General features: G+C 63.1%; 20 protein-coding genes and 1 riboswitch. Of the genes, 12 read left to right on the plus strand and 8 right to left on the minus strand.

Going from position 1 to position 24,841, the window contains the following annotated elements; all coding sequences use genetic code 11:
- Positions 1-113 precede the first annotated feature (113 nt).
- The 3 genes from P3T23_RS02700 to P3T23_RS02710 form a co-directional block, all read right to left on the minus strand.
- Positions 114-1,031 (minus strand): LysR substrate-binding domain-containing protein, encoded by a 918-nt coding sequence (locus P3T23_RS02700; protein WP_429314632.1) that lies wholly within the window; start codon positions 1,029-1,031, stop codon positions 114-116.
- Between the two features lie 121 nt (positions 1,032-1,152).
- On the minus strand, positions 1,153-3,531 hold the full coding sequence (locus P3T23_RS02705) for a DNA polymerase II (RefSeq protein WP_429314633.1): 2,379 nt from the start codon (positions 3,529-3,531) through the stop codon (positions 1,153-1,155).
- 254 nt (positions 3,532-3,785) lie between these two features.
- Complete coding sequence (locus tag P3T23_RS02710) at positions 3,786-5,186, minus strand: GntP family permease (protein ID WP_429314634.1); 1,401 nt, start codon at positions 5,184-5,186, stop codon at positions 3,786-3,788.
- Between the two features lie 337 nt (positions 5,187-5,523).
- Between P3T23_RS02710 and P3T23_RS02715 the strand changes: the two genes are divergently transcribed.
- From P3T23_RS02715 to P3T23_RS02725, 3 genes are all read left to right on the plus strand, one after another.
- Positions 5,524-6,969 carry a sigma-54 interaction domain-containing protein gene (locus tag P3T23_RS02715; protein ID WP_429314635.1) on the plus strand — a complete coding sequence of 482 codons (1,446 nt, stop codon included), beginning with the start codon at positions 5,524-5,526 and terminating at the stop codon, positions 6,967-6,969.
- A gap of 80 nt (positions 6,970-7,049) precedes the next feature.
- Positions 7,050-7,559: a BON domain-containing protein gene (locus P3T23_RS02720; protein ID WP_429314636.1), complete on the plus strand. Its 510-nt coding sequence runs from the start codon at positions 7,050-7,052 to the stop codon at positions 7,557-7,559.
- A 67-nt stretch (positions 7,560-7,626) separates the two neighbouring features.
- Positions 7,627-7,902 (plus strand): hypothetical protein, encoded by a 276-nt coding sequence (locus P3T23_RS02725; protein ID WP_429314637.1) that lies wholly within the window; start codon positions 7,627-7,629, stop codon positions 7,900-7,902.
- Positions 7,903-7,948: 46 nt separating this feature from the next.
- On the opposite strand, the gene P3T23_RS02730 is transcribed toward P3T23_RS02725, so the two are convergent.
- A complete protein-coding gene (locus tag P3T23_RS02730) occupies positions 7,949-9,088 on the minus strand; it encodes a helix-turn-helix transcriptional regulator (protein ID WP_429314638.1) in 1,140 nt (379 codons plus the stop codon).
- Between the two features lie 417 nt (positions 9,089-9,505).
- Here P3T23_RS02730 and P3T23_RS02735 point away from each other — a divergent pair, with 417 nt between their 5' ends.
- From P3T23_RS02735 to P3T23_RS02765, 7 genes are all read left to right on the plus strand, one after another.
- The gene (locus P3T23_RS02735; RefSeq protein WP_429314639.1) at positions 9,506-9,712 is read left to right on the plus strand and encodes a hypothetical protein; all 207 of its coding nucleotides are present in this window, start codon (positions 9,506-9,508) and stop codon (positions 9,710-9,712) included.
- Between the two features lie 164 nt (positions 9,713-9,876).
- Complete coding sequence (locus P3T23_RS02740; protein WP_429314640.1) at positions 9,877-11,076, plus strand: serine hydrolase domain-containing protein; 1,200 nt, start codon at positions 9,877-9,879, stop codon at positions 11,074-11,076.
- Positions 11,077-11,187: 111 nt separating this feature from the next.
- On the plus strand, positions 11,188-11,493 hold the full coding sequence (locus tag P3T23_RS02745; protein ID WP_429314641.1) for an H-NS family nucleoid-associated regulatory protein: 306 nt from the start codon (positions 11,188-11,190) through the stop codon (positions 11,491-11,493).
- A 602-nt stretch (positions 11,494-12,095) separates the two neighbouring features.
- Positions 12,096-12,620: a formaldehyde-activating enzyme gene (fae, locus tag P3T23_RS02750; RefSeq protein ID WP_429314642.1), complete on the plus strand. Its 525-nt coding sequence runs from the start codon at positions 12,096-12,098 to the stop codon at positions 12,618-12,620.
- Between the two features lie 90 nt (positions 12,621-12,710).
- The gene (locus P3T23_RS02755; RefSeq protein WP_429314643.1) at positions 12,711-13,748 is read left to right on the plus strand and encodes an aldo/keto reductase; all 1,038 of its coding nucleotides are present in this window, start codon (positions 12,711-12,713) and stop codon (positions 13,746-13,748) included.
- Positions 13,745-15,190 carry an NAD-dependent succinate-semialdehyde dehydrogenase gene (locus P3T23_RS02760; RefSeq protein WP_429314644.1) on the plus strand — a complete coding sequence of 482 codons (1,446 nt, stop codon included), beginning with the start codon at positions 13,745-13,747 and terminating at the stop codon, positions 15,188-15,190. Before P3T23_RS02755 ends, P3T23_RS02760 begins: the two co-directional genes overlap by 4 nt.
- 213 nt (positions 15,191-15,403) lie before the next feature.
- Positions 15,404-17,005, plus strand: coding sequence for a peptide chain release factor 3 (locus P3T23_RS02765; protein WP_429314645.1), 1,602 nt, complete (start codon positions 15,404-15,406; stop codon positions 17,003-17,005).
- A gap of 47 nt (positions 17,006-17,052) precedes the next feature.
- Here the strand turns inward: P3T23_RS02765 and P3T23_RS02770 are convergent, their stop codons facing one another.
- Both P3T23_RS02770 and P3T23_RS02775 read right to left on the minus strand, forming a co-directional pair.
- Complete coding sequence (locus P3T23_RS02770) at positions 17,053-17,922, minus strand: LysR family transcriptional regulator (protein WP_429314646.1); 870 nt, start codon at positions 17,920-17,922, stop codon at positions 17,053-17,055.
- A gap of 237 nt (positions 17,923-18,159) precedes the next feature.
- The gene (locus P3T23_RS02775) at positions 18,160-19,170 is read right to left on the minus strand and encodes a sodium:calcium antiporter (protein ID WP_429314647.1); all 1,011 of its coding nucleotides are present in this window, start codon (positions 19,168-19,170) and stop codon (positions 18,160-18,162) included.
- 71 nt (positions 19,171-19,241) lie between these two features.
- Positions 19,242-19,420, minus strand: a riboswitch (yybP-ykoY riboswitch).
- A 160-nt stretch (positions 19,421-19,580) separates the two neighbouring features.
- Between P3T23_RS02775 and P3T23_RS02780 the strand changes: the two genes are divergently transcribed.
- Complete coding sequence (locus P3T23_RS02780; protein WP_429314648.1) at positions 19,581-22,031, plus strand: GNAT family N-acetyltransferase; 2,451 nt, start codon at positions 19,581-19,583, stop codon at positions 22,029-22,031.
- A gap of 39 nt (positions 22,032-22,070) precedes the next feature.
- On the opposite strand, the gene P3T23_RS02785 is transcribed toward P3T23_RS02780, so the two are convergent.
- Both P3T23_RS02785 and P3T23_RS02790 read right to left on the minus strand, forming a co-directional pair.
- Positions 22,071-22,613 carry a hypothetical protein gene (locus P3T23_RS02785; RefSeq protein ID WP_429314649.1) on the minus strand — a complete coding sequence of 181 codons (543 nt, stop codon included), beginning with the start codon at positions 22,611-22,613 and terminating at the stop codon, positions 22,071-22,073.
- Between the two features lie 110 nt (positions 22,614-22,723).
- Positions 22,724-23,518, minus strand: a complete 795-nt coding sequence (locus P3T23_RS02790) for an IclR family transcriptional regulator (RefSeq protein ID WP_429314650.1) — start codon at positions 23,516-23,518, stop codon at positions 22,724-22,726.
- A gap of 265 nt (positions 23,519-23,783) precedes the next feature.
- Here P3T23_RS02790 and P3T23_RS02795 point away from each other — a divergent pair, with 265 nt between their 5' ends.
- Positions 23,784-24,833, plus strand: a complete 1,050-nt coding sequence (locus tag P3T23_RS02795) for a sugar ABC transporter substrate-binding protein (protein ID WP_429314651.1) — start codon at positions 23,784-23,786, stop codon at positions 24,831-24,833.
- Positions 24,834-24,841 lie beyond the last annotated feature (8 nt).

Raw genomic sequence — 24,841 nt, forward strand, 5'->3', positions numbered from 1 at the left:
GATTGAAGCGTTTTGCGAAAAAGCTTGAGACCCTCGGGATTACCCCGAAGTCAGGCACGACGCAGTCACGTCGATTCGAAAAAACAGAACGCGAATGGCGTGATATCGCGTTTCTAGATTGCAGATTTCGCGTGTCCGCGCGTATGTTCACGGGCCACGACGAGGAAATTCTGTGCCGTTTCGGACTGTGTGAGTCCGCGTCGCCAGGCGATCCCGATATCGACCTTGGGCATTTCCTCCATGATGTTGCGTGCTTCGAGCCGGTCGCCGTCGAGCGACCATGGCCGATAGAGCACGTCAGGAAGAATCGACAGTCCGGAGCCGGTCGCGACGAGGCTGCGCACCGCCTCCACCGACGCCGTGCGCATCACCACGTTCGGCCTGAGGCCGGCGGCACGCCACCAGGCCGTGGTGCTGTCTTCGAGTTCGTCGACCTTGAGCATGATCATCGCTTCGTCGGCGATCTCCCGCAGCGAAATACTGCCGAGTCCCCGCAACGCGTGATTGGCCGGAAGCCAGAGCCGCCAGGCAGCGGTGACAAGCGACTCGGTTTCGAGTGCCTGAGTGTTCTCGATGTTCGACACGATCAGCACGGCCACATCGAGTTCGCCGTTCACCAGCAGATGCTCGATATATTCGCGCTGGTCTTCGATCACATTGACCTGGACCTTGGGAAACACCCGCCGATAGTGGTCCAGCAGATAGGGCAGGAAATAGCCCGTCACCATTGTGGTGACGCCGATATTCAGCCGCCCGCTCACGGTGTCGGGCCGTGATGACATCGCCTGCTGCGCGTTGCGCACGGTGGCCAGAATCTGCTGCGCGTGGCGCAGAAACTGGTGGCCGGCATGCGTGAGCACCATACCGCGCGCGTGGCGCACGAACAGCTGCGCACCGAGTTCGGTTTCGAGGCCCTTGATGGCGTCGGTGATCACCGATTGCGAAATATTGAGCGACTGCGTCGCGCCCGTGATCGATTCCGCTTCGGCCACGGCGATGAAATAGCGCACGTTTCGGAGTGAGAGGGACATGGGGCTTCGATGTTGGCGGTGAAGCCCAGACTATAGCGGAGCCAAATCATATCGATGCCGTTCACGGCTGCCTTGTTCCGCTGACTCGACGCGCTGTTGACGACCCAGTGCGTACCTCGCTTCAAAAGAGTTGCTGCTGGCCCGAGGTCAGCGTGAGGAAATCGTCACGCAACAAAGGAAGGATCGCGTCTGCAATGGGCTGCAACTGGCGGGTCAGATAGTGCTCGTAGTCGATCTCTGAGCTTAGCGTTTCGAGCGGCTCCGGTCCTGCACCGGTCATTACGTAGCTTATCCAGCCGCCTCTTTGATATTGAAGAGGGCGTCCCTGCCTGCGATTGAACTCATCGGCGGCGCGCGCCGCGCGTACGTGCGGAGGCACGTTTCGTTCGTATTCGCCAAGCGGACGGCGCAACTGCTTCCGGTAAACCAGCAGCTCGTCGAATTCGCCAGTCAGCAGACGATGGACGTAGTCGCGGATGTATTCCTGATACGGCTGCTCTTTGAAAATGCGCAAATACAGCTCCTGCTGGAATCGTTGAGCGAGCGGGGTCCAGTCGGTGCGAACTGTTTCGAGTCCCTTATAGACCACGTCCTCGCTGCCGTCAGGCAGGACGGTGAGTCCGGCATAACGCTTCTTGCTTCCCTCTTCCGTGCCGCGGATCGTGGGCATGAAAAATCGCCGATAGTGCCGCTCGAACTGCAGTTCAAGCGCGCTCTCAAGGCCAAAGCGCTCCTGCAGGTCGCTTTTCCAGCGCTGATTGATGCGTTCGACGAGGGCACGGCCAATGTGTGCGGCGTCTTCTTCGTTGTGTGCGTGCTTTAGCCAGACGAACGTCGAATCCGTGTCGCCGTAAATCACTTCATAGCCTTCGGCTTCGATCAGCTCGCGCGTCCTGTGCATGATTTCATGACCCCGCATCGTAATCGACGACGCAAGGCGCGGATCGAAGAACCGGCATCCGGTCGAACCGAGCACGCCGTAGAAGGAATTCATGATGATCTTCAGCGCCTGGGAAAGCGGCTTGTTCTGCTCGCGCTTGGCGGCCTCGCGTCCCTCCGAGATCTGGCTCACGATGGACGGCAGGCAGTGTTTGCTGCGCGAAAAGCGTGCGCCTAGAAAGCCCGGCACAGAGTCTTTACCTTCAGGATCGCGCGAGCCTTCCACCAGCCCGACAGGGTCGATCAGGAAGGTGCGAATGATCGACGGATACAGGCTCTTGTAGTCCAGCACCAGCACCGAGTCATACAGGCCGGGCCGCGAGTTCATGACAAAGCCGCCTGGACTCGGCGCTCCCGCCACGTCGCCGAGATTCGGCGCGACGTAACCCAGCCGGTGCATGAGCGGCATATAGCGATGCGTGAACGCGGCCACCGATCCGCCGCTACGGTCGGCCGGCAAACCCGTGACGGCGGCTCGCTCGAGCAGGAAGTGCAGAAGCTCCGCTTTAGCGAAGATGCGGGTCACCAGTTCGCAGTCTTTCAGGTTGTAGCGCGCGAGTGCCGGTTTGTCTTCGTCGAAGCGGCGCTGGATTTCATCCATCCTGTCGTAGGGATTGCTGCTCGCCTTGCCTTCGCCCAGGAGCGTTTGCGCCACGTATTCCAGACTGAAAGATGGAAAGCTCCAGGTCGCGGATTTCAGCGCCTCGATGCCGTCGATGATCAACCGGCCCGCCGCGGAGGCGAAGAAATGGCCCTGGCTTTGACCATGCTCCCGCCATTCCATCACCGCGCCATCGCGACCAAGGCGCAGGGGGATGCGGTACTCTTCCGAATGCTTGTGCAGAACGCGCAGATCGAACTGCACCACGTTCCAGCCGATAATCGCATCCGGGTCATGAAGACGCAGCCAGTCATTCAGGCGCTCGAGCATTTGCGGGCGAGTGTCGCAGTACTCGAGATCGAAGTCGGGCCGATTGTCGCCGCCGTCAATGGGGCCATTGATCGGGCCGAGCATGTACACCTGGCGCTGACCGCAACCCTCCAGCGCAATCGAATACAGTTCGCCCTGTGCGCTCGTTTCGATGTCGAGCGATACCAGCTTCAGTTTGGGGCGATAGTCCGGCGCGGGTTTCATTTCGCCGTTCAGCAGCGGGCCTTCGCCGTTTTCGGCGCCGCCAAACCAGACGGGTGCCGTAACGAAGCGCTCCATGATGTAGCGTTCGGGCGGCTGAATGTCCGCCTCGTAGATATCGACGCCGCCCTGCTTCAGTTTTCTCGCGATTCCGGTGAGTTGCCGGTACTGCTGGCAGTAGACGCCCAGCACGGGCCGATGATGAAAGTCGTGCAGGCCGAGCGGGCGCAGTTCGACCTGCGACTCACCGCGCAGCACGGTCTCCGCACGCTCTCGCTGTTCGGTGGGAATGAACGCCACCGACGGTTGTGGACGCAGCCGGATGCGCCGGGGCCCGCTGTCGGTTGCCAGCCAGAACTCCACCTCCGTTCCCGCGGGCGTGTCCCGCCAATGCCGGGTCAGAAGAAACCCCTGCTGAAGCTCAGTCAAAACCAGTACCTCGAAACGCCACGATCCTGATCGATTTTACAGGCCGCGCCTGTTTTGACGAGCCGACCATGGGCACCGACAAAGGTATTGGCGATATGTCGGGCGATGCGTCTGCGACAGGTGGCGACAGCGGTGGGAGCGAACCAGAACTGGATTTACCGTGCGTAGCGGTTGCAGCACCTGCCGCAACCCGGATGACATCTTCTCTTGAAGAGGAACGATGCGGCTACCGGCACCGCCCCCAGCAACCGGGCTTAAACCAGCCCGGTCGTGTAATAAACCGCGATCACAAAAAACACCGCCAGCGTCTTGATGACGGTGACAGCGAAGATATCGCGATACGACTGCCGGTGCGTCAACCCCGTCACCGCGAGCAGCGTAATCACCGCGCCGTTATGCGGCAGGGTATCCATCCCGCCACTCGCCATCGCGACCACGCGATGCAGCACTTCCATTGGAATATGTGCCGCTTCAGCGCCCTTGATGAACAGATCCGACATGGCTGCCAGCGCGATACTCATGCCGCCTGACGCCGAGCCGGTAATCCCCGCCAGCGAACTCACCGACACGGCCGCATTGACGAGCGGATTCGGAATGCTCTTGAGCGCACCGCTGACCACCAGAAAGCCGGGCAACGCGGCGATCACGCCACCAAAGCCATACTCGGAAGCCGTATTCAACGAAGCCAGCAATGCGCCTGAGACGGCGGCCTTGGTACCGGTGGCAAACCGCTCCTTCACACGGCCAAACGCCGTCACCACGACCATCAGGATACCGAGCAGCAATGCGCCTTGCACCGACCAGATCGCGACCATGGCCTTCACCGACGTCGTCACCGGCGTATGCATGCCCGGCAGCGTGTCCGGCGAGACCGTCACGCTTGCGCCGTACCATTCGGGGATCATCCGCGTCAGGACGAAGTTCGCCACGCCAACCAGCACGAGCGGCGCGACGGCCAGGAGCGGATGCGGCAGGGCCTTCGATTCGATGCGCTCCGGTTCGTTGACCAGATCGGTGCCGTAGCCTTCACCTGTCGCCATCGCGGCGCGACGACGCCATTCCAGATACGTCAGGCCGACCACGATGATGAACAGCGAACCGATCACGCCGAGCCACGGCGCGGCCCACGAGGTCGTCTTGAAGAACGTGGTGGGGATGATGTTCTGGATCTGCGGGGTGCCCGGCAGCGAGTCCATCGTGAAAGAGAACGCGCCAAGTGCAATCGCGCCAGGCATCAGGCGCTTCGGAATATTGCTCTGGCGATACAGCTCGGCGGCGAACGGATACACCGCGAACACGACGACGAACAGCGACACGCCGCCATAGGTGAGCAGCGCGCACACCGCAACGATCACCGCATTGGCGCGTGAGCGTCCGATGTAGCGAATCGCCGCGGCGACGATCGACTCGGAGAAGCCCGACAGCTCGATCACCTTGCCGAATACTGCGCCAAGCAGGAACACCGGGAAATAGAGCTTCACGAAGCCGACCATCTTCTCCATGAAGATGCCGGAGAAAACGGGCGCAACGGCGGCCGGATCGGTTAGCAGGACGGCGCCGAGGGCGGCGATCGGCGCGACGAGAATCACGCTGTAGCCGCGATACGCCGCGAACATCAGGAACGCCAGGGCGGCGAGGACGATGACAAAGGACATTGAGTCTCCAAAGCTTGGTTGTTGTACGCGCGGGTCCAGACACAGAGCGCCGCGAGCCGGCGCTCGCGTACGCAGGGTTTGTGCCATGCAGCAGGGACCCAGGGTGAAACGGGCGCTGAGCGTGCTTCTGCGAAATCCTGAGGGTGGCTGGCGGCCGCGCGATCCGACCGATTGTACAGAAACGTCTTTGTTTTGAGACAGAAAAAGACCTGATGAATGACTTCATCTCGACGGATGCCTTTATCGATGGGCTTGCCGCTGGTCTCCAGACTGAGATAAGCTGTCCACAAATTGAGACAGACAGAACGATAAGAAGCTATCCGGAGACCGCGACAGAATGATGAACGACTGGGCAGGCCTGCCCGAGAACTACGGCGACGTATTGCGCCGGGCGATGGATTCGCTTTTCAAGACTTTCGAGAATTTCAGCGAAGGAACGTTTATCGTCGACGCCGATGCGCGCGTCGTCTGGATCAACAAGCGTTATGCGGCGCGCTTCGGTTTCTCTGACCCGCAGCAGGCGATCGGCCGCGACTGCGAAGCCGTGATTCCCAACAGCCTGATGCGCGAAGTCGTGAAGACCGGCAAGCCGATCCTGCTCGATATTCTCGAGACCGATCGCGAGCCGCTCGTCGTCACGCGTCTGCCGCTGAAGGACGACACCGGCGCAACGGTGGGCGCGGTCGGTTTCGCGCTCTTCGACGAACTCAAGGCGCTGACGCCCCTCTTTTCGCACTACTCGCGCGTTCAGCAGGAGTTGATTGCGACGCGCCAGTCGCTCGCGCAGGCACGGCGCGCCAAATATACGTTTGCCAGTTTCATCGGCACCAGTGCGGCCAGTCTCGAAGTGAAGCGTCAGGCGCGGCGGGCGGCGCAACTCGAGTCGCCGGTGCTGCTGCTCGGCGAGACCGGCACGGGCAAGGAACTGCTTGCGCATGCGATCCACGGGGCGTCGTCGCGGGCCAACAAACCGCTAGTCACCGTCAACGTGGCCGCGATTCCCGACACGCTGCTCGAAGTCGAATTCTTCGGCGCGGCGCCGGGCGCATACACGGGCGCGGATCGCAAGGGGCGTGTAGGGAAGTTCGAGTTCGCCGACGGCGGGACGCTCTTTCTCGACGAAATCGGCGAAATGCCGATCCCGCTGCAGGGCAAATTGCTTCGCGTGTTGCAGGACAACGAGTTCGAGCCGCTCGGCTCGAACCGCATCGTGCGCCCGGATGTGCGGATCATCGCCGCTACGTCGGCAGACCTACCTGCGCTGGTCGCGGCCGGACGTTTTCGTGCGGACCTGTTCTATCGCCTGAACGTGCTGACGATCCACGCGCCACCGCTGCGCGAACGGGTCCCGGATATCGAATCGCTTGCGTACGCGACGCTCGAGGATCTGTCGTCGCTCGGGCCCGGCGGTCACTTCGAGTTGCAGGATGACGCGTTGCGGCTATTGTGTTCGTATGCGTGGCCTGGCAACGTCCGCGAATTGCGCAATACGCTGGAGCGCGCGGTGATGCTGTCGGACAGCGAGCGCATCGACGCGCACGCACTCGCGCCTTTCATCGGATCCGCCCAGGCGCCGGCGCGCGAACCCGTTGCTGCGTCGATGGGTGCCGCGCAAGCGCCAGGCCAGCAATCGTGGACCGACGCGATGGCCGCCTTCGAAAGGCGCTTTTTGTGTGACGCCCTGCGCGCGAGCGGCGGCCGCGTGACCGAAGCGGCCGCCCGTATCGGCATGGGCCGCGCGACGTTTTACAAGAAGGTTGCGGCATACGGTATCGAGATTTGAAGCGGGCGCCTTGTTTGCCGGTTGCCGCGTGTCAGGTTGTCCGCAAGGCAAGCAGGCTGCCCGTCTAACGGAGAAATCACATGAAGCGCTGGCGTGCCGCGGCTGTGCTGTTTGTGATGAGCGCATCGCTGCATGCGCAGCAGACTGATACGTCGGCAACCGAACGCAAGAACTGGTACAACGATCCGTTTTTTACGCTGTCGCATGCGATGGCCGATTGTCCGTTGCCGCTCGGTCCACTGATGACGAAGGCGCAGATGGAAGACGATGCGCATTACCGCGTCGAGCGTGGCACGACCTGCTGGCTGGCGCACAAATGCACGAAGCCGAATTCGTATATGTACGACGCACCGATCGCTGATGCGATCCATGCGCAGTTCAAGGACGCGAAAGGGCTCGACGGCACCAGCATCTGGATCACGGTGCAGCGTCGTTTCGTATATGCGGAGGGCTGCGCGCCGGCATCGTTCGATGCTCACGCGCTACAGCAGAGGCTTGAAGCGATCCCGGATGTCGAACAGGTTTTCATGCGCGTCACGATCGACCCGCACGCGCCGCTTCCCTACAAGACGCTTGCTGCGCCGGAGTGACGCAATGTCACCGCCGCGTGGCAAAATTGCGGGATCGACAGAACAAAAAAGGCAATCCGGGTTTTCAATGAAACTCAATCATTTTCTTTCTTCCGGTAGCAGGCGCGCTGCGCGCGTCTTGCCTGCCATGGCCGCACTTGCTGCGCTCGCGGGCTGCAGCAGCAGCGCGCCGCTCTTCGCGCCGGATGGCCGGCCGACGACGCAGGTCCAATGTCCCGCGGCCGGCACGTGGGACGCGTGCATGCAGCACGCGCGCGGCATGTGCGGCGGCGCGTTCGACGTCGTGCGTCAGACGACTGGCGGCGGTGTGCGCACCCTGCTGTTTGCCTGCAAGGCAGGCTGAGGCCGCCTGAAGCTGACTGAAGTCGCCTGAAGCCGCCTGTGCGACGCTACAGGCTGCTTATTCCGGGAAGATGCAGCAGAAGCCGGATCAGATCCGGCTGCCGGTTCGTCGATGTCTTCTGGTAGATCGATTGCAGCTGCTTGCGCACGGTATCGTGCTGAACGCCGACACGCGCTGCGATCTCCTTGGGCGACATGCCTTCTGCGAGGAAATGGGCGACCCGGCATTCTGCCGGCGTCAGGTCGAAGGCGGCGGCGAGCAGGGATTCGTCGACAGAGGGCGACGAAGGCGGGTGATAAAACGCCAGCATGACAATGGCCCGAAGGCCGAACATGGCCGATACCTTGCCCGGCACGATCAGGTTGTAAAAGGCGAACAGCGTATGCCCGGAAGGGGGGCTGTTGTTGTTGTTGTTGTTGTTGTTGTTGTTGTTGTCGTCGTTGATGATGCGCATCACCCGGTAACGCGACGCGTCGGCGTGCACTTTGGCATCGGCCACCCGCAGGCGCGCTTCGGTCTGCGCGCAGTCTTCGAGGAAGCGCTGCTGAAACGGCATCGGCAACAGCACCTTGCGGCCGCTCACGCGCACCATCGACGTGCTCTGCAAAAGCCGCTGTGCCGCATCGTTCAGCCGCAGCAACTCGCCTTCGGTGGTCGACAGAATCACCGGCTGGAGTCCACGGTTGATAAACGCGTCTCCAATGAGGGCATCGGTTGAAAATACGAAGCGCTGAACCTGCAGTTTGACCGCGCGTGCAAGATGCGGCGTCAGGCGTTCAAGGATCGCAATTGCATCTTCACCGAGCGGGCCTTGTTCGGCGCTTCTCAGGCAGGCAAAAAAAACAGTAACCGCCTCGTCGTCGACGAGTTTGCAGCACGATGCATAACGGCGTTCGGTGGGTAACAGAAACTCCTGAAAAAATCGATTGCCGCGAACGAATTCATCATCGAAATGTTCGTGGCAATGTAACCACTTGAGTACCGGTTGAGACCACCACAACGCAAGTCGTGGATCAATACGGTGATAACGCCGGATGTATCCGAGTTCGCTGCCGGCGGCCAGATTAAATCCGTCGCTAAACGACAACGCGTTATGCTGTTTATCGAAACCGACTACATGAACGCTTTTCGCGTCGACGAGCGCGGCCAGTTCCGCGTATAGCGCCTGCCAGGCCTGCGAATCCATGACGGTATCGTAAATCCTGTGCACAAGCCGGTCGTATCGTTGTTCGCCTTCGTCCACCACGCCCCCGTCATATCGCGGCCCACCGCAGCCGAGGAATTATTCCGCGGGCTCCGCTTTTTTGCTTTTCCACAGATGAGGTATATACAGCTGGATTACCTGTCCTTAATCTTCCATTTCATGAACAGGAATTTGCCGCATCAAGCACACTGCTTCAGTGCGGCGGCTAACGGATCAGTCACAATGGGTGGCTTATAGTCGTCGTCCATGGACGTGTGTAATCGGTACCTGCGTAAATTTTCCCGGGTCGGCACTTAAAAAGAACGCGGGACGCAGGATTTACCCTTTCGGCAGAAATGAGCTTGAGCGGCACGTTTCATGCGCTACACATGGTCTTGTTCGTATTTCCGGGGAAAAACAATGAATCACCACCAGCTTGAAAAAGACATCGAGCATCTGGAACATGTAATTGCCCGGCTTTCGGGGGAAGACCGCATTCCGCTGTCGTACTGGCGCGACCGTATCGATCGCGTGCTGAGTGCGTCGCTGGTGCCGTCGCAGGCGAGCCGGATGAAGCGCCTGAAAGAAGCGCTGCGCGTCCTGGAAGTCGGCACGCAGGTGAAATGACGACGCTCAGGGCGATGCGCGCAGGCGCACCCATCCCGACGTATTCCTCGTGTGACAATCCGGCATGCGGCGCGCGGGCGCCGTTCACTGGCGCGAGCCGGGTCACGACGGTGCCGCATTGCTCGTCGGGTCTCCACGCACACGCCGTCCAATGAGGACGACCCATGCAGCACGCAGGATTTTCGGCCGCACGCCTCGCGACGGTGACGGCGGCCATGCAGGGCTATGTCGAGCGGGGCGAAGTGTCAGGCGTGGTGACGCTCGTCTGGCGGCGCGGGGAAATCGCGCAGATCGACGCCCTCGGCTATCGCGACGATGCCGACAGGTTGCCCATGGCGGGCGACACACTGTTTCGCATCGCATCGATGACCAAGCCGGTTACCACCGCGGCGATCATGATGCTGATCGAAGAGGACTTGCTGGCGCTCGATGCGCCTGTCGCCCGCTGGCTGCCGGAACTGGCCGGACCCCGGGTGCTGCGCGACCCGGCGGGACCCCTCGGCGAGACCGTGGAGGCGCGCTCGCCGATCACGGTCCTCGATCTGCTCACGCATCGCGCGGGCTTCTGTTATCACTTCACCGCGCTGGGGCCGCTTGCCGACGCCTACTCGGCGGTGTTCAACGGCTTTGAATCGCAGGTGAGCACGGACACGTGGCTCTCGCGCGTCGCGACGCTGCCGCTGATGTTCCAGCCGGGTTCGCGCTGGCACTACGGGATTGCAACCGACATCCTGGGCGTGCTGATCCAGCGCATCACGGGCCAGTCGCTGGGCGACTTCTTCCGTACTCGCATCTTCGAGCCGCTGGGCATGCGGGACACGGCTTTCTGGGTACCCGAAGCGCAGCTTGGGCGCCTTGCCACCGCTTACGGGATCGATCCGGCCACGAAGCAGCGCGTCGTCGAAGATCATCCGGCGAACAGCCGCTGGGCCAATTCCGGGCGCTTCCAGGGCGGCGGCGGCGGGCTGGTGTCGACGGCGCAAGACTATCTGCAGTTCGCCCGGCTGCTGCTGGCGCGCGGGCGGCTGGGCGACACGCGGCTGCTGTCGCACCGCTCGGTCGACCTGATGCGCTCGAATTTTCTGAGCCGCGACCAGCGCCGGCAGCCGGCCTTCGGGCATGTCGTGTGGGCGGGGCAGGGCTTCGGCCTCGGTCTTTCCATCGTCGACGATGCCGCGCAGCAGCTTCCGCTCGGCTACCGGTCAGTCGGCTCGTTCAGCTGGCCGGGAGCGTACGGCACGAGCTGGCTAGCCGATCCGGTCGAGGACATGATTGCGATCATGCTGATCCAGCGGCGTTCGATCGAGCCGTTTCCGATGGTGGTCGACTTCGAACGCCGCGTGTACGACGCCATCGATGACTGATCCCGAGAGGATCCACCGGTTCCGCGCGCCGCATCGCAGGAGTTGTCCGGCACTTTTTGGGCCTGTTAGAGTCACACCGTCGTCATCGAAACGGAACGGAGGCTCTTCTTTATGGCCAGCTACAAGCAATTGACGGCGCAACTCGAAAAGCTGCACAAGGAGGTTGCCCTCGCGCGGGAGAAGGAAGTCGCGCAGGCAGTCGCCGAGATCAAGCAACTGATCGCCGACTACGACATCACCGCCGAAGAGCTGGGTTTTCCGGCCGCAGGCGCGAAGGGCGCGAGAGGCAAGGCGCGCAAGTCCGGGCTGCCGGCGAAATACCGCAACCCCAAGACGGGCGAGACGTGGAGCGGACGCGGGCGCACGCCAGGCTGGCTCGCGGGCAAGAATCGCGAGCGCTTTCTGGTCGAAAGCTGATATCTGTCATGGGGCGGCTGCGGCTTACGGCCGTTTTTCCCCTGCGTGCCGGGTGAGTCTTCACACGCGCTCTACCGCACCTCTTCCCGAAGTCCCGAAAACGCTCACCTTTCGTCCACCGCACCCGCGCGTCGCGACGCATTCCTGATGATTTGCGCGAAGGCGAAGGAAAGCTCCGGCGTCGCAACGAGCGACCTCGCCGGACGGCTTCCCTTCGCTGCGCATGACGCTTCCATTCAGCATGTGACACCCGCAGAGCCTTATAAAACAAGGCTTTCAGGGTGTGCCCGGTGACGTTCCGCAACTCGAAGGCGGGCATCGGCAAGGTCGCGAGGCGTGGTGTATCCGGCTGAAATGCGCGCGCGGCAGTTCGAAAAGCGCGATGCCTTTTTGCCTTTGAAACCCGTTGGCGCGCCTGTCGACCTGAAGGTCCCGAAAACACTCACCTTTGCGCTAACCCGCGCCACGAGCCCTTTGCCGCACTTAGGTGGAAACCCGGAAATGAGTCCGTCTCATACCCCGGATCACAAAACATCGATTCATGGTCCCGCATGGCTCGCAGCACAATCCGGCCATCCACCACCCCCAAAGACGGGACAGACATGAGCGCATCAACGGAAAAGCAACTCTATATCGGCGAAGGGTTCGAAGGCCCGGGCGTGAACCTCGCGCACATCAACGTGCTGGTCGGCCCGCGCAGCGGCCCGGCGGGCCAGGCCTTCGCGACCGCGCTCGCGACGCCTTCGGCCGGACATGCGCCCTTCGTCGTGATCGCCCGTCCGGGTGTGCCGACCAAGCCGCTCACGCTGTATGTGAACAAGGCACAGATCGACGGCGACTTCCACGGCAACGCAACGTGGGGCGCGTCGCAGGCGGGTATTGCAAAGGCGGTTGCCGAGTCGCTGGAAAACGGCACGTTGCCGCCGGAAGCGGAAAACGACTGGGTGGTCGTGTCGGCGAACTGGGTCAATCCGAAGACGGACGATCTCGACGCCGTCTACGAGAACAACTACCGCGCCTGCAAGAACGCGATCCTCGCCGCGATGAAGGGCCTGCCGCATCGCGACGAAGTGTTCGCCGCCGCGCGCGAAGTGTCAAACCCGTTCTACACCCCCAAACAACGCTAACAGACACGACGCGAATCGCGCCCCTTACCCGCCGCACGGTGCAAGGCGGGTAGCAATGGCGGCGCGGTCGCGGACTCAGGAGACAGCTTCATGGAATACATTCGTCTGGGCCAGTCGGGCCTGAAAGTTTCGCGTCTGTGCCTCGGCACGATGAACATGGGCACGCCGCAATGGAAGCCCTGGATCTTCGACGAAGCGCAAAGCGAGCCGATCGTGCGTCACGCACTCGAAGCGGGCGTCAACTTTATCGACCTCGCGGATTTCTATTCGACAGGCGTGGGCGAAGAAGTGGTCGGCCGGATTCTCAAGCGGCTGGCGCGCCGTGAGGAAATCGTCGTGACGACCAAGGTCGGTTACGACATGGGCGCCTACCAGAATGCCGGCGGCCATTCGCGCAAGCACATCATGGATGGCATCGACGGCTCGCTCACGCGTCTCGGCATGGATTACGTGGATATCTACATGCTGCATTTCTTCGACGTGAACACGCCCGTCGAAGAAACGATGGGCGCGCTGAATGACATCGTGCGGGCAGGCAAGGCGCGCTACATCGGCGTGTCGACGATGTACACGTGGCAGTTCGCCAAAATCATGCAGGTCTGCGAGCGCAACGGCTGGCACAAGCCGATCAACATGCAGCTGCAGCTGAACCTCGCCTATCGCGAGGAAGAGCGCGAGATGATTCCGTACTGTGTCGATCAGGGCGTCGGCGTGTCGGTGTTCAGCCCGCTTGCGCGCGGCCTCCTGACGAGCGACCCGAACTCGACGCGCAACCAGACCGATTTTTTCACCGCGCAGATGTATGGCGATGCGGCATCGCGTGAAATCGCGGCGTCGGTGGCCCGTGTGGCGGCACGGCGTGGCGTGAGCGCCGCGCAGATCGCGCAGGCCTGGGTGCTGAATCACGGCGGCGTATCGAGCATGCTGGTCGGCGCGGACACGCCGGCGCAGTTCGACAGCGCGCTTGCGGCACTCGACACGAAGTTCGATGCCGACGAACTCCATGAACTCGAACGCAACTACACGCCGTGCGATCTGATCAACGACTACACGGCAGGCCGGCGCATCGCGCGTGAGCCGCGCGCCGCACAGGGCGCGTTTGTCGACACATTGGGAAGGGCAGCATGAGTCAATTTCTTCGTACTGGGCATTACATCGGCGGCGAGTGGTATGAGGCTGCGCCGGGCAACACGTATGCGGTTCGCAACCCGGCGAACGGCGAACTGATCGCCGAGGTCGCGAGAGGCGGCGCGGCCGAGACGGCGCAGGCCATTGCCGAGGCAGCCAAGGCATTGCCGGCGTGGCGTGCGCTGACCGCGAAAGAGCGCTCGGCCCGCGTAAAACGCTGGGGCGAGCTGATGCTCGAACACCGCGACGCGCTGGCCGAACTCATGACGCGTGAACAGGGCAAGCCGCTCGCCGAGGCGCGCGGCGAGGTGGGCTACGCGGCGAGCTTCTTCGAATGGTTTGCCGAAGAAGCCAAACGAAGCTACGGCGATGTGATCCCGAGCCCGAATCCGAAAGCGAAGATCATAGTGACGCGCGAGCCGGTCGGCGTGGTCGCCGCCATCACGCCGTGGAATTTCCCGCTGGCCATGATCACGCGCAAGGCCGGGCCGGCGATCGCGGCCGGCTGCACGATGGTGCTCAAGCCGTCGGAAGAAACGCCGCTGTCCGCATTTGCGCTGGCAGTGCTGGCGGAGCAGGCCGGCATTCCGGCGGGCGTGTTCAACATCGTGTCGGGCGACGCGGTCGCGATCGGCGGTGTGCTGACCGCATCGCCCGTGGTGCGCAAGCTGTCGTTCACCGGCTCGACGCGGGTCGGCAAGCTGCTCGCGAAGCAGTCGGCCGATACGCTGAAGAAGCTGTCGCTCGAACTCGGCGGGAACGCGCCATTCATCGTGTTCGATGACGCGGATATTGACGCCGCCGTGCAGGGCGCGATGGCCTCGAAGTTCCGCAATACCGGCCAGACCTGCATATGCGTGAACCGCTTCTACGTGCAGGACGGTATCTACGATGCGTTCACGCAGGCGCTCACCAGGGCCGTGCAGGCGATGCGCGTGGGCAATGCGCTGGAAGGCGAAGTCGAGCAGGGCCCGCTCATCAACGAGGCTGCGCTGAAAAAGGTGGAAACGCACGTGGCCGATGCCTTGCAGAAAGGCGCGAAAACGTTGACGGGCGGCAAACGCCACGCGCTCGGCGGCACGTTCTACGAGCCGACGGTGCTGGTGGACGCATCGAAGTCGATGCTGATTGCCGCGGAAGAAACGTTCGGACCGGTCGCGGCGTGCTTCCGCTTCCACACCGAAGAAGAGGCGATCGCCGCCGCCAACGACACGCCGTTTGGCCTGTCCGCGTATTTCTACACGCGTGATCTGGGTCGCGCATGGCGCGTCGCGGAGGCGCTTGAAAGCGGCATGGTCGGTATCAATGAAGGGATTCTGTCGACCGAAGTGGCGCCCTTCGGTGGCGTGAAGGAATCGGGGCTCGGCCGCGAAGGGTCGAAGTACGGTCTCGATGAGTACACGGAACTGAAGTACATGATGATGGGCGGCCTTGGCCGCTGACCCGCGCTGGACAGAAATCCGGCGCCCGTTTCCCGACGCGGGCGCCCATGACGTGTATCATTCGTCCCGGCGCTGTTCTGTGCCGGGAATTCCCGCCTGGTTCGACCCTGTCGACCCCGAATTCCCCCGCTCTTCGCCGCCCGCGTCAGGCTGAGCCGACGCACCAGCCCGCCTTTGCGCGCGCTCGAACCCCTACCGTGATTCCCAGCACCGATGTCAGTCTCCGAACTCAAACGCCGCCGCACCTTTGCGGTCATTTCCCACCCCGACGCAGGGAAGACCACGCTTACTGAAAAGCTGCTGCTGTTTTCGGGCGCGATCCAGATCGCGGGCACCGTGAAGGGCCGCAAGAGCAATCGCTACGCGACGTCCGACTGGATGGAAATCGAAAAGCAGCGCGGCATTTCGGTGGCGAGTTCGGTGATGCAGTTCGAGTACGGCGACGCCGTGATCAACCTGCTCGACACGCCGGGCCACGAGGATTTCTCTGAAGATACGTATCGCGTGCTGACCGCGGTCGACGCGGCCGTGATGGTGATCGACGGCGCAAACGGCGTCGAAGCGCAGACGCTCAAGCTGCTGGAAGTGTGCCGCAGCCGCAAGACGCCGATCGTCACGTTCATCAACAAGCTCGACCGCGAAGTGCGCGAGCCGCTCGAACTGCTCGACGAAATCGAGCAGCACCTCGGCGTGGCGGCAGTGCCGTTCACGTGGCCGATCGGGATGGGCAAGGATTTTCAGGGCGTCTACGACATCCAGCGCGACCAGGTCCGTGTGTTCCGCGCGGGCCAGGACACGGCGGGCGGCGCGGTGGAAACGCTGCAGCACATCACCGACGAAGAAGGCGAGAAGCGCTTCGGCATGGCGTGGACGCGTGCCAAGGACGAAGTCGAGCTGATCACGGGCGCCTCGCCGACATTCGATCGCGACGCGTTCCTGGCTGGCGAGCAGTCGCCGGTGCTGTTCGGTTCGGCGATCAACAACTTCGGCGTGAAGGAAATTCTCGATGCGCTGGTCGACCTGGCGCCGCCGCCGTCGATGCGCATGACGGTCCAGCGTCCGGTGCAGCCGGACGAGTCGAAGTTCACCGGCGTGGTGTTCAAGGTGCAGGCGAACATGGATCTGGCGCACCGCGACCGCGTTGCGTTCATCCGCGTGTGTTCGGGGCATTTCGAGCGTGGCATGGCGCTGAAGGTCACGCGCTCCGGCAAGACGTTCCGTGCGAACAACGTGGTGACCTTCCTGTCGCAGCGTCGCGAGACGGTCAGCGAAGCGTATCCGGGCGACATCATCGGCATCCCGAATCACGGCACGCTGAGCCTCGGCGATACGCTGACTGAAGGCGAAATGCTGCAGTTCGTCGGATTGCCGTTCTTCGCGCCGGAAATCTTCCAGACCGTCGAAGTGGTCGATCCGATGCGCGCCAAGCAACTCGGCGAGGCGCTCAAGCAGCTCGGCGAAGAAGGGGCGATCCAGGTGTTCCGCCCGGTGCACGGCGGATCGATGATTCTCGGCGCGGTCGGTCAGCTGCAGTTTGAGGTGGTGTCGCACCGGCTGTCGACGGAATACAAAGTGGACGTGCGGATCATGCCTGCACGCTACCGGATGTCGCGCTGGGTCACCTGCGACGACGCCGCGGAACTGCGTCGCTTCACGGATTCGTACGCCGCCCGGATCGCGCTCGATGCATCCAACGCGCCGACGTATCTCGCCTCGCACATCTCCGAAATTGAGGTTGCGCAGAAAGCGTGGCCGAAGATCGTCTTCAACGAATTGCGCGAGCACTCCGGCGCGCCGTTCAAGAAGGCGATGTAACGTAGACGCTCGCTGTACAACGCCGGGCGCGGGTCGGCCCGGCGGCTTCAACCCATCTTCAGCACTTCCTCGCGCAGCCAGCTAGCGAACGCCTGCACGTGTTCGAGCGCCGCATGCCGCTGCACGACATCGAGCCAGTAGCCAAACGGGCCGCTGACCTCGATCTCCGACATCCGCACAAGACTTCCATCCGCCAGCTCATCGACGATCATGTTGCGATCGACGATCGCAAGGCCGACGCCCTTGCGTGCTGCGTTGATCGCCTGCTGCAGGTTCGAAAACTCGATGCCTTCTTCCGCGTAGCGCGCCGGGAGTCCAGCTGTCTCGAGCCACGCCGGCCACAGGTTGAGCCGCGCTTCGTTGTGCAATACGTGCAGCGCCGGCATTTTGGGAAGCAGTGCTTCGAGCGGTTCTCCAGCGAGTTTCGGCGCCCCGACGAGCGTGTGGCGCTCGATCATCAGCAGCTCGGACTGCGCGTCAGGTAACCCTTCGCGACCGAAGCGGATGTTGCAGTGACAGTCGTCGGTAGGTTCGGTGCGCACCGAAAGTTCCACATCGGGCAGTTCGACGGCGAGCGACCCGAGCCGTGGCGAGAACCACTGCGTGGCGAACGTGGGTGGCACCGACAGCACGAGCCGGCGTCGTCCGCGCCCGGTGGTGAGCTGCCGCGTGCCGCGCTCGATCGTGTCGAACGCTTCCGATACGCATGGCAGCAGTTGCAGGCCCGCCGCAGTCAGTTTGATGCCTTTGTGGTCACGTTCGAAGAGCTTCGCGCCGAGCGACTCCTCGAGAATCTTGATCTGCCGGCTCACTGCGCCCTGGGTGACGCACAGCGCCGTGGCAGCCCGGTTGAAGCTCAGGTGACGAGCCGTCTCCTCGAAGAAGCGCAACGCGATCAGCGATGGCAAGCGCCGCATGTTCTGGTCCTTCCGCATTTTCTGAAGTTTCGGCGGCGCGCCGCACGGGTTCGTCTCCGCAACCCGCGTGTGTCCCGATGGTTCGGTGGCCTTCCGTCGCGTAGACCTGCGATGCCGCAAGCGATACGCAGGCGGCGCAGGTCACGGGGCGAATGTTACCGCCAGTCCGTGCAAGTTTCAGCGCCGTGCGCTGACTTTTCATGACGCAGTGCGACGAATATCTTTGATTCCAGGCGCCTAGCGCGTCAATGTGACGATCAGATAGCCCAGGTAGAGCAGGCCATTAATTAGCAGCGCCCAGATCGGGAGCCCCCGCGCCCGCGCATTCACGCGCATCCATGTGGCGGCCGCGAGCGTGACGACAATCCCGGTAACGACCTCGACGCGCGGCTCCCACGGCGTCAACAGAATGCCGATGGCGGGCAGCAGCGTGCCCTGAAAGACCATCGCGCCGGTGATATTGCCGAATGCCAGCGTGTCCTTGCCGCGGCGGATCCACAGGATGCTGTTGACCTTCTCGGGCAGTTCGGTCGCAATCGGGATGATCAGGAGCGACAGCAGCAACGGCGAAACACCGAGCCCTTGCGAGACCCCGCGCACACCGTGAATGAAGCCCTCCGCGCCCCAGACCAGCAGCGCCACGGCAAGCAGCAGCTGGATGGCGATGGTGGCGAGATGGGTCGGCAGCCCGATGCGCGACAGCAGCATGGTGCCGGGCGCTTCGGTGCCGTGACCACCCGCGACCAGTTTGTCTGACGCGCGGAACGTCATCGCCACATAGGTAGCGTAGACACCCACCATCGCAATGCTGAACAGCACCCGTACGACCATCTGCTCATGCGGTACGTACATCGCAGCGGCGGCGAGGAAAAATGCGCAGAGGAAATAGTTCAGGTCGCGCGTAAATCCCGTGCGTTCCGGCGTCACCCGTCCGGCGATGCCGCGTGAACGCAGGACGGCGAGCGTCATCAGAAAGGTTGAAAGCGTTGACAGCATGAGCGGCGCCCCCAGGATTGCGCCGACCCCGATCTCCTGATTGACGTTGCCGCTTGTCGGGCCGCCGGCGATCGCCAGCAGGGGGACGATGGTTTCGGGCAACGCCGTGCCGACGGCAGCAAACAGCGATCCGGTGACGCCCTCCGAGATTTTCAGCCTTTCACCGAGGTGTTCGAGCGCGTTGGTGAAGAGTTCGGCCGCCACGAGAATGACGACCAGCATGACGGCAAGTTCGAGGAGCAGCGAGGTCATGCGCACCTCTTTGCACTGCGTGCGTGGAATGGCGTAGCAGCGGGATGCAGGGAGCGGTATAGCTTCAAGGGAGTCTCCGGGGTCGGACGAATACGAACCATGACGCACCGCTTCCCGTCCGACCCCGGACGAAGCTGTGCGTCAGTGGTCTCGCCAAACCGTTCGGTCGAATGCGCCATGGCGTTAGGCCAGGTATGTTGACGCGTTCTCCTCCGGGGCAGGAGGAAGGCTACTCCCCAGTGACCGGGCGATTCTAGCGACAGTTAGTGCTTTCAACAAGCTTGCTGGCGGTGAAGCCGGCTTGCGCCCTCCCATGTCCCCCAGACTTCGCCTATCCTGATGATGGCGCGCGCGTTTACCGTTTGCGTTTCCCTGAACGCGCCACCCTGACCTCGCCTCGCGGAGCGCCTGTGACCGTTCGCAATCTCGACGCCTTGTTTCAACCGAAGTCTGTCGCCGTGATCGGCGCCTCGAAGCGGGCCGGCAGCATCGGCGCGATGGTCTGGACGCGCGTGCTGGACGGCGGGTTCGAAGGCCCGCTGTGGCCGGTCAATCCAAAACACCACGAACTCGACGGCCACCCGGTGTTCGCCGATGCCGGTGATCTGCCCGAAGCGCCGACGGTCGCGCTGATCTGCACGCCGCCCGCCACATGGGCGGCAATCGTGCACCGTCTCGGTGGCATGGGGACGCGGGCGGTGATCATCGTCGGTCAAGCGCGCACGGACGACGACCGCACCGGGCTGCGTCATGCACTCGCAGCGGCGCGGCCGCATCTGCTGCGTATCGTCGGGCCGGGCAGTCTCGGCGTCGTCAGCCCTGCATTGCGGGCGCATCTGGGCGCGCCGTTGTGGACGGTGAAGGCAGGCGGTGTCGCGTGGGTGTCGCAGTCGAATGCGCTGACGAACGCCGTGCTTGGCTGGGCGCATGCACGCGGACTCGGTTTCTCGCACGCGGTTGCGCTGGGCGATGAAGCGGACGTCGATGCCGGCGACGTGCTCGACTATCTGGCGTGCGATCCCGGTACGCGCGCGATCCTGCTCGAACTCGATTCGGTGCGCGCTGCGCGCAAGTTCATGTCGGCGGCGCGCGCGGCCGCGCGCAACAAGCCGGTGCTGGCCTTGCGGGCCGGTCGCTCCGATTCCGCCGATGCGCTCTACACGGCGGCTTTCCGTCGTGCCGGGATGGTGCGCGTCGACTCGCTCGACGATCTGCTCGATGAAATCGAAACGCTCGGCGTAGGCCGTGTCGCTGCCAGCGATACCGCGACGCTCATCACCGGCGACCGGGGCGTGGCGCTGCTCTCGTGCGACGCGTTCACCGCTGCCGGCGACACGCTCGCACACTGGCCGGAGCCGGTGACCGAAGCGCTCGCACAGGCTTTGCCGCACGCCGTGTCCGGCAATCCCTTGCTGCTCGGCGACGACGCGCGGCCTGAGCACTTCGGCAAAGCGCTCGAAGTGCTCGCGCCGCATCGTGCGACCGGGACGGCGTTCGTGGTTCATACGTCGACGCATAGCGCGCCGGTGGCCGAGGTGGCGCAGGCGCTGATCGCGCATCAGAAGTTCGCTTATCGCGGGCTGCTGGCGTGCTTCTTTGGCGGCGTGGACACGGCGACTCGCGATGCGCTGCACGCGCAGGGCATTCCGGTTCACACGACGCCACAACGGCTTGCCAGCGCGTTCGCGCGTCTCGTCGATTACAGGCTGGGCCGCGAACTGCTGATGCAGACGCCAGAAGGTTCGCCCGCGCAGCTGCCGGGTTCGATAGAGGCGGCGCAGGCAGAGGCGCAGGCCGCGCTCGTGGCGGCAGAGGGCGAGTTGTCCACTAAAGCGACGAGTGGCACCAGCAACGAAGCCATATCCGAAGCAAAAAGCGAAGCAAAAAGCGAAGCGCCCCCGGTATGGCTAACTGGCGAAGCCGCCGCACGCCTCTTCGGCCACTTCGGCCTGGCAGTCGAGCCGAAGGAGACGACGGAGGAAATCGTCGTCGATGTCACGGTGGAACTCCACGACGACGATAACTTCGGCCCGGTCTTCCTGTATACCGCACCGTCACCTGACGACGTATCGCCGCCGATGCGCCTCTATGGTTTGCCGCCGCTCAATCAGATCCTCGCGCGCGACATCGTCTCCCGCTCGCCGTACGCGCGACGCGTACCTGCCGAGCCGTCGCTCGTTGCGTTGACGGCGCTGTCGCAGGCGGTTTGCGATGTTCGCGAGATCGTGGGCCTGTCGCTTACGCTGCGCGTGTTTCGCACGCGAACGGTCGTGGTTGCGCCCTGTATCCGGCTCGCCCGCAAGCGCAGCCGCCTCGCGATCATGCCGTATCCGCGCCGCTTCGAAGAAACGCTCGACTGGCACGGTCTGCGCGTGACGATCCGCCCGATCCGCCCGGAGGACGAGGCAGCGCACAGCGAACTGGTGAAAGCGATGACGCCCGACGATCTGCGGTTGCGTTTCTTTGGCGCGGTGCGCGGCTTCGATCATTCCCAGCTCGCGCGGATGACGCAGATCGACTACGACCGTGAAATGGCCCTGATCGCGACGATCACCGATGAGCATGGCTCGGAGCACACGCTGGGCGTGGTGCGCGCAATCGCCGATCCCGACAACGAGACGGCCGAATTCGCGGTAGCCGTGCGCTCGGATCAGAAGGGGCACAAGCTCGGGCGCCTGCTGATGGAGCGGATCATCGCGTATGCGCGGGTGCGCGGCACACATTGGCTGGTGGGTGAGGCGTTGCGCGAGAATGCGCCGATGATCCGGCTTGCGCAGGCATGCGGCTTTACCGTGACGCGGACGGAGGATCCCGCCGTGGTGGGGTTCAGGCTCGCGCTGGATGACGGAGCGCAAGCCTGAGAGCGACGGCGCGCCATCGCTCCCAGCCGGACAGAAAAATCAGGCAGCCAGCTTCGAGGCCTGTTCATCCACCTGCGCGCGCGAAACCGCCAGCTCCTCGAGCCAGGCCTCCGCATACACCGCGCCGGTTTCCTTCTCCAGACGCGCGATCGTTGCCGCGCAGCGCACGGCGTCCTTCGGCGTGGCGATGAAGCTCTTCACCGACTGACCACCCGAGAATGCCTCGAACAACGGCACGCGCACTTCATCGGGCAGCGTGCGTGTCCACTGATACGGCTTGCCGTTGAACGTGAACGACGGCGGCAGTACGCGTTCCTTCTTTGCAGCCGGAATCAAGCCGTAGGTACGCGCGGCGTCGCCGATCTGTTCGGGCGAGAAGAGTTCGTCCGGGGTGATCTCGAACTGCCGGATATACGCTTCGATGGCCTGCATGGCAGCCGAGCGGTCGTCGCGCTTTTTCTGCGCGCGGGCGACGATATCGCGCAACTCGTCGGCTTCCTCACTGGTGATCGTGAAGCTCGACTGCTTCTGCTGAAGTTCGGAAAAACGCTGGAATTCGTGGTCGTTCAGAAGTTTCGCCATTACGTGTACGAAGAGCACACACGGCATTCAACCGTGCGGCGGTTTTTGGAAGGGCCGCTATTCTAACGCCTCGCGCGACCCTGCTCCAGAATCCGCCTTATCGCGCCTGGTCATGCCGCCCGTTCGCGAAACATCGACAGCGCGTCCACCGTCTCGCGCAACAGCGCGGTCACGGCTTCGAGTGTCGGCGCGACGTATTCGTCGATACGTCGCATATACGGGCACGTCATCGCCGCAATCGCCTGGCCCGACGGTCCGAGAATCGGGAACGTCAGGTCGGTGACGCCGAAAGTCTGCTGGCTGTCCTTCTGCGAATAGCCTGCGGCGCGCGTCTGTTCGCAGACGGCTTCGAGCGCGTCACGGTCGATCGTCACCTCGCCCTTCACCTTCGTATGTTCCGCGAGCATGTGCGCGCGCTGCTCGGGTGTCTGGAACGCGAGCATCACGCGTCCGGAGCCGGTATCGATCAGGCCGACGCGCGAGCCGAGCCGCACCGAAATACCCCACGTGCCCGGGCCGTCGACCTGCGCGATCACGAGCAGATTGCCGCGGTCGTACACGGCCAGGTGACACGATTGCTCGGCCGTATCGGCAAAACGCTGCATGAGCGGCAGCGCTTCGGAGATGAGCCGGTTCATCGGCGGATGGCGATGGCCAAGCGCATACAGCTTGAGGCTCAGCGAATAACGGTCGCCGCCCGCCGAGCGCACGACGTACTGGCGCGCCACCAGCCGCTCCAGCATCCGGTACATCTCGCTCGCATTGCGGCCGAGCAGCTTGGTGATTTCCGCGCGCGTCAACCCTTCCTTCTGCTCGGCGAGCAGTTCGAGGATGTCGAGGCCCTTGTCGAGCGCGGGCGCGCGGTATCGATCGGCGTCGTCCTTGTCTTGCAGATCGGTTGCCATGGTGTTGGGTCCCCTTGTTCAGTTCTCATCTTGCCCGGCGGGTGAGTGTAGTGGGTTGCATCTCGCAATCGGCCAGGGAAAACACGGACGGTTGGTGCAGTGCACATTCCTTGACTTAAAAATATCCGTATATGAATAATACGTTCATTGGTGAATGAACGCACACCAATAAATAAGAAAGAAGAGCGCAGGACGACGTTCCGGTCGCCAACACACCGTTGAGACCGGTTTCGGTTGATTCAACAACGCAGACCAGGAGACAGACATGACGTTCGCACAGCGGCCGCACGCGGCTCGCCGTTTCATCCAGAAGACCTTATTCACCAGCGTCGCCGTTGCATGCGTGGCGGGGGCGGCGCTGGCCGGCACCGCGCAGGCCGCGGAAGCCGGCAAGGTCGGCCTCGGCCTGCCGCTACTGACTTCGCCGTTCTGGCAGTCGTACAACAACTACCTGCCGAAGTACGCGAAGGACATGGGCATCGATATCCTCGCGCCGGTCAACTCGAACGGCGATCCTGTCCAGCAGATCACCGACATGAACAACCTGCTGAACCTGGGTTCGAAGGGCATCGTCGTCGGGCCGCTCGATTCGGCTGCGATTAGCCGCGCCCTCGATGCCGCCGCGGCGAAGAACGTGCCGGTCGTCGCGGTGGACGTCGCGCCGACGCAGGGCAAGGTCGCGATGGTCGTGCGCGCCGACAATCACGCGTACGGCGAGAAGGCGTGCACGTACATCGGCGAGCATGTGAAGTCGGGCAAGGTCGTGCAGATCATGGGCGATCTGGCTTCGGTGAATGGCCGCGATCGTTCGGAAGCGTTCCGTTCGTGCCTGAAGAAGTACCCGGGTCTGACGCTGCTGGAAATTCCGGCGAGCTGGAAGGGCGACGTCGCGGCCACGGCGCTCGACAGCCTGCTGACGGCGAACCCGGACGTGAAGGGTATCTACATGCAGGCGGGCGGCGTGTATCTGTCGCCGACGCTGCAGACGCTGCGGCGCAAGCAGATGCTGTATCCGACCGGCGACGCGAAGCATGTCGTGATCGTCAGCAATGACGGCATCCCGCAGGAATACGACGCGATCCGCCGCGGCGATATCGACGCGACCGTTTCACAGCCTGCCGACCTGTATGCGAAGTACGGCCTTTACTACATCAAGGCCGCGCTTGCCGGGCAGACCTTCAAGCCGGGCCCGACGGACCACGACAGCAAGATCATCCAGCTGTCGCCGGGGATTCTCGAAGACCAGTTGCCTGCGCCGCTCGTGACGAAGGCCAATGTCGACGACAAGAACCTCTGGGGCAACACTCTCAAATGAGCGAAGTG

Source organism: Paraburkholderia sp. GAS448, assembly GCF_050435685.1.
Taxonomy (GTDB): domain Bacteria; phylum Pseudomonadota; class Gammaproteobacteria; order Burkholderiales; family Burkholderiaceae; genus Paraburkholderia.